Genomic DNA, 5,036 nt, shown 5'->3' with positions numbered 1-5,036 from the left:
GCCGCGGCCGCCATGGGATCCGAACCCGGGGCCGCCTACACGCCGATCCCGGAAAACGTCGCCGCCTACGAAGAGCTGTTCCGCGAGTACCGGACACTGCACGACTACTTCGGCAGGGGAAGCAACGAGGTCATGCACCGGCTCAAGAAAATCCAGCGCTCTGCACACCGGACCGAGCATTTGGATGCCCTTCTGGAAGGAAGCAACGCGTGAGCGCACTGCTGGAGACCATTGACCGGATCCGGGCCGAAGTGTGCGCGCTGCACGCCGAACTGACCCGTTACGAGCTCGTCGTCTGGACCGCAGGCAATGTCTCCGCCCGAGTCCCGGGGCATGACTTGATGGTCATCAAGCCATCGGGAGTGTCCTACGACGCGCTGACGCCCGAGCTGATGGTGGTCACGGACCTCTACGGCACACCAGTTTGCGGTATCAACACCGGGAGCGGCGGCACGGTCGCGTGGGGCAATCCGGACGTCTCGCCGTCCTCGGACACTGCCGCGCACGCGTACGTGTACCGGAACATGCCCGACGTCGGCGGCGTGGTCCACACGCACTCGACCTATGCCACGGCGTGGGCCGCGCGCGGAGAACCCATCCCGTGCGTGCTGACCATGATGGGCGACGAATTCGGCGGCACCATCCCGGTGGGCCCGTTCGCGTTGATCGGGGACGATTCGATCGGCCGCGGCATCGTTGGAACGCTCAAAAACTCCAATTCGCCGGCGGTCCTGATGCAGAACCACGGCCCGTTCACCGTCGGCAAGGACGCCCGCTCCGCCGTCAAGGCCGCCGTGATGTGCGAGGAAGTGGCCCGGACGGTCCACATTTCCCGGCAGCTCGGTGAACCCGTGCCGATCGACGCAGCCCAGATCGAGTCCCTCTACGACCGCTACCAGAACGTCTACGGCCGCTGACGCGGCCCTGCAACCCCTGGCCGCTGGCGCCCCACCCAAACTTTCAAGGAGAAACCCATGCCTATCGCCAACAACACCTCCCTCGAACACTACGAAGTCTGGTTCCTCACGGGCAGCCAGCACCTCTACGGCGAGGACGTCCTCAAGCAGGTGGCCGCGCAGTCCCAGGAAATCGCCGCCGGCCTGAACGCGTCCTCTAATGTTCCGGTCAAGCTGGTCTGGAAGCCCGTGCTGACGGACGCGGACGCCATCCGCCGCACCGCCCTGGAAGCCAACTCGGATGACGCGGTGATCGGCGTGACTGCCTGGATGCACACCTTCAGCCCGGCCAAGATGTGGATCCAGGGCCTGGACCTGCTCCGCAAGCCCCTCCTTCACCTGCACACCCAGGCGAACGTCGAGTTGCCGTGGGCGGACATTGACTTCGATTTCATGAACCTTAACCAGGCAGCCCACGGCGACCGCGAGTTCGGCTACATCCAGTCTCGCCTCGGCGTGCCGCGGAAGACCGTCGTCGGGCACGTCTCCAACCCCGAGGTCACGCGCCAGGTCGGAGTCTGGCAGCGCGCCTGTGCCGGATGGGCCGCGGTGCGCACCCTGAAACTGACCCGCTTCGGTGACAACATGCGCAACGTCGCCGTCACCGAAGGGGACAAGACCGAAGCCGAGCTGCGCTTCGGCGTCTCGGTCAACACCTGGTCCGTGAACGAACTCGCCGACGCCGTCCACGGCCCGCCGGAGTCCGACGTCGACGCCCTCGTCGCCGAATACGAGCGCCTCTACGAGCTCGCACCGGAACTGCGCGCGGGCGGTCCCCGGCGCGACTCGCTGCGTTACAGCGCCCGGATCGAACTCGGTCTCCGGTCCTTCCTGGAGGCGAACGGCTCCGCTGCGTTCACGACGTCGTTCGAGGACCTGGGCGCGCTGCGGCAGCTTCCCGGGATGGCGGTGCAGCGGCTCATGGCCGACGGCTACGGCTTCGGCGCCGAGGGCGACTGGAAGACCGCGATCCTGGTCCGGGCCGCGAAGGTCATGGGCGCCGGCCTGCCCGGCGGCGCCTCGCTCATGGAGGACTACACCTACCACTTGACGCCCGGGGAGGAGAAGATCCTCGGCGCGCACATGCTCGAGGTCTGCCCCTCTCTGACCGCCACGAAGCCGCGGGTGGAGATCCACCCGCTGGGCATCGGGGGCAAGGAAGACCCCGTCCGCATGGTCTTCGACACCGACGCCGGCCCCGGCGTCGTCGTCGCCCTGTCGGACATGCGCGACCGCTTCCGCCTCGTGGCGAACGCCGTGGACGTCGTCGGCCTCCCCGAACCGCTGCCCAACCTCCCCGTCGCCCGTGCACTGTGGGAGCCGAAGCCCGACTTCGCGACCTCCGCCGCCGCGTGGCTCACCGCAGGCGCCGCGCACCACACGGTGCTTTCCACCCAGGTGGGCATGGACGTGTTCGAGGACTTCGCCGAAATCGCCCGGACCGAACTGCTCACCATCGACGACAGCACCACCATCAAGGCGTTCAAGAAGGAACTGGCCTGGAACGCCGCCTACTACAAACTCGCCGGCGGGCTGTGAACGGCGAGGAATTCCGGCTGGCCGCAGGCGACTACACCGCCTCAATCGTCCAAAGAGGCGGTGCCCTGCGGCAACTCACCTTCCAGGGCCGGGACCTGGTGGTCCCGTTCGACGCCGCCGCGCCCATCCCGGACTACCGCGGCATCGTCGCCGCCCCGTGGCCCAACCGGATCGCGGACGGAAGCTACCGACACGACGGCACCGTCCTGCACCTTCCGCTCAACGAGCCCGCGCGACGGACCGCACTGCACGGACTCGTGTTCGACCAGCTCTGGACCTTCCAAGCCGGCAGCACCGAGACCCTCAGACTGGGCTGCGAAATCGGCGAGAGCCCCGGGTATCCGTTCCGGCTCGCGCTTCAGCTGGACTACCGGCTGGATGCAGCCGGACTGCACACCACAGTGACGGCGCGGAACCCCGGGGAGCGGACCGCGCCCTACGGCGTCTGTCCGCACCCCTACCTGATGGCAGGACCGGCCCCGCTGGACGAATGGGTCCTTGAGCTTCCCGCCGAATCCTTCCTGGAGGTCACCGCGGACCGGCTGCTTCCCCTCGGCACACGCCCCGTGGCAGGCCGCGAGTTCGACTTCCGTAGACCGCGCCCGATCGGTGCGACGGAAATCGACCATGCCTTCACGGACATCACGTTCGACGACGGCGGGCGCTCCCGCGTGGTGGTCCGCGACCCTTCCGGCACGGGTGTCGGCATGTCGTGGGACCGGAGCTGCCTCTGGCTGCAGGTCCACACCGCGGACAAGCCCGCACCCTCGCCGAACCGGCTCGGACTCGCCGTGGAACCCATGACCTGCCCGCCCGATGCCTTCAACAGCGGCCAGGACCTGATCCGACTTGAGCCAGGAGCCTCGCACGATGCATCATGGCGCATCTTCGCCTCGTGACAGCACGATTACCGGCCACCCTCTTCAGGTCCCGTGGATCCGAGTCAGAGGTTGTCCTGTCGACGCCTGCCCGCGGCAAACGCCCTCCTCTCAATTCAGCTCAATCCAGCGCAGTGGAAGCCTGAACCCATCCCGAAGGAAGTGTCCCGATGTCCACCCTGACCGAACGCATCGACATACAAGTGAAAAGCCGCCACGAGCTTGACGAGCAACTCGAGGCCGCCGTGCGGGAACTACAGGAAGCCGCCCTGCACGTCAGGGCACGCGGGATCCTCATCACCCGCCGCCTGCCAGGCCGTTATACGGCCGAACTCTCCGACCACGTTCCCTTCGGAATGACCCGCGAACTCCTTCGCTGACCCCATGCGACGTAAGGGGGAGGAAGCCATGCCCCCGCGTTCAGCAACTGAGCTCTCACCCGGTGAGACTTCGCCAGGAGATGCGGAACCTTACGAGGAAGTGACCCACGGAAATACGTACTCACACTGAAGAACGCATTTGTGTCAGGAGGTGAGGACACTTTCGCGGCAATGAAGTCGCTTCCATCTGTTCAAGCCGTGCAGAACCTGGGATTCGTATTCTTTTACTGGCAGAACCCAGCGTCGTCCTAAGTGTCGGTCGCACGTGCATCGTGCCAGCGGTAGCAGCGGTGCTTGTCCGTATTGCGGTCCCACCGGTGGCTTTTGTCGCTCCCGGTAGGTCCGAGGCCAGAATCCGGGCATAGTTGGGGTCCTCGTGCTCGTCCCAGGCATGCAACTTGATGTTGGCGGTCCAGAGGCGCGGCGTTCGTCCAGGGTGTCCTTGAGGCCAGAGAGCTTCAGGGCATGCAGGATCCGTCCCAGGTTCCTTGCCGCCGCGATCGACGGGCCCGGCGGCCCTGAAGCGGTGCTCCATTTTGTCGCGTGTTCAGACAAGTCCCGGGGCGAAGCACGGAGTGCCGGCGGTAGGGACCGTGGGCAGCAGCGCGGGGCCGCGTTTTCGGGTTGTTTTGGCCAGCATCGACGCCATCGACCCGCGGCGGTCACGTTCACGTCAGTGCCCGCCGCCAGCGGCATCCACGAATCCCGGTGAGTTCAGTGCGGACAGGAACTGCCCTCGCTGCGGGGCTGAATTTGTCCTCGCGGCCTCCGGCGCATGGTTCCGGCGGGTCCGGTTTGCGGTTCCCCGGTCGCCTCCGAAACACCGGAGCTTGTCAAGATGTTTGTGTAAGAGGCCGGTGGTTTGTTTAGGCCGGGTATGGTGCTAGTCGTTCGGGGTAGGTCAGGGCGAGCACGCCGAGGGCTTCGTTCCAGCCTTGGCTTTGGGATCCTTCGATGAGGATGTGGATGGATTTGTGCCGGCTGTCGCGGCTCTTGCCGTGGAGCTTTGCGCGTTCGCTGGCGCGTTTGTCCTCGATGTTGCAGATGGCCAGCCAGAGTAGTTTGACGGCTGCGGTGTCGTTGGGGAAATGGCCGCGGTTCTTGATGATTTTGCGCAGCTGGTAGTTCAGGGACTCGATCGCGTTGGTACCGGGTATGAAAGATGGTGGGTGCCTCGCGTTGTTCGTCTGGCTGGCTGGGCTTGGTGGTTTGGTCGTACGGTGAGACCGTCCGGAACTGGGGCGCTTGTAGGGAATCGGGGTGGGCAGACCGGTCTTGCACGA

General features: G+C 65.9%; 5 protein-coding genes and 1 pseudogene. 5 read left to right on the top strand and 1 reads right to left on the bottom strand.

Annotation, left to right across the window (positions count from 1 at the left end; translation table 11 throughout):
• The 5 genes and pseudogenes from AB4074_RS24520 to AB4074_RS24500 all read left to right on the top strand — a co-directional run.
• Positions 1–213 (top strand): annotated as a pseudogene (locus tag AB4074_RS24520) (ribulokinase); the annotation flags it as partial.
• Entirely contained in the window at positions 210–917 is a 708-nt protein-coding gene (locus tag AB4074_RS24515) for an L-ribulose-5-phosphate 4-epimerase (protein WP_441415709.1), read from the top strand. The pseudogene AB4074_RS24520 and the gene AB4074_RS24515, both read left to right, overlap by 4 nt.
• 57 nt (positions 918–974) lie before the next feature.
• Positions 975–2,495: an L-arabinose isomerase gene (araA, locus tag AB4074_RS24510; RefSeq protein WP_441415708.1), complete on the top strand. Its 1,521-nt coding sequence runs from the start codon at positions 975–977 to the stop codon at positions 2,493–2,495.
• Complete coding sequence (locus AB4074_RS24505) at positions 2,492–3,394, top strand: aldose 1-epimerase family protein (RefSeq protein ID WP_441415707.1); 903 nt, start codon at positions 2,492–2,494, stop codon at positions 3,392–3,394. Before araA ends, AB4074_RS24505 begins: the two co-directional genes overlap by 4 nt.
• A 149-nt stretch (positions 3,395–3,543) precedes the next feature.
• The gene (locus tag AB4074_RS24500) at positions 3,544–3,753 is read left to right on the top strand and encodes a hypothetical protein (RefSeq protein ID WP_441415706.1); all 210 of its coding nucleotides are present in this window, start codon (positions 3,544–3,546) and stop codon (positions 3,751–3,753) included.
• 866 nt (positions 3,754–4,619) lie between these two features.
• Here AB4074_RS24500 and AB4074_RS24495 read toward each other — a convergent pair.
• Positions 4,620–5,036: transposase (locus AB4074_RS24495; RefSeq protein WP_441415705.1), on the bottom strand; the 417-nt coding region annotated here is incomplete at its 5' end.

It is taken from the genome of Arthrobacter sp. 2MCAF14, assembly GCF_052115645.1.
Lineage (GTDB): Bacteria > Actinomycetota > Actinomycetes > Actinomycetales > Micrococcaceae > Arthrobacter.
Note: the sequence above shows the minus strand (reverse complement) of the source record. Positions and strands in the feature narration are given on the sequence as shown.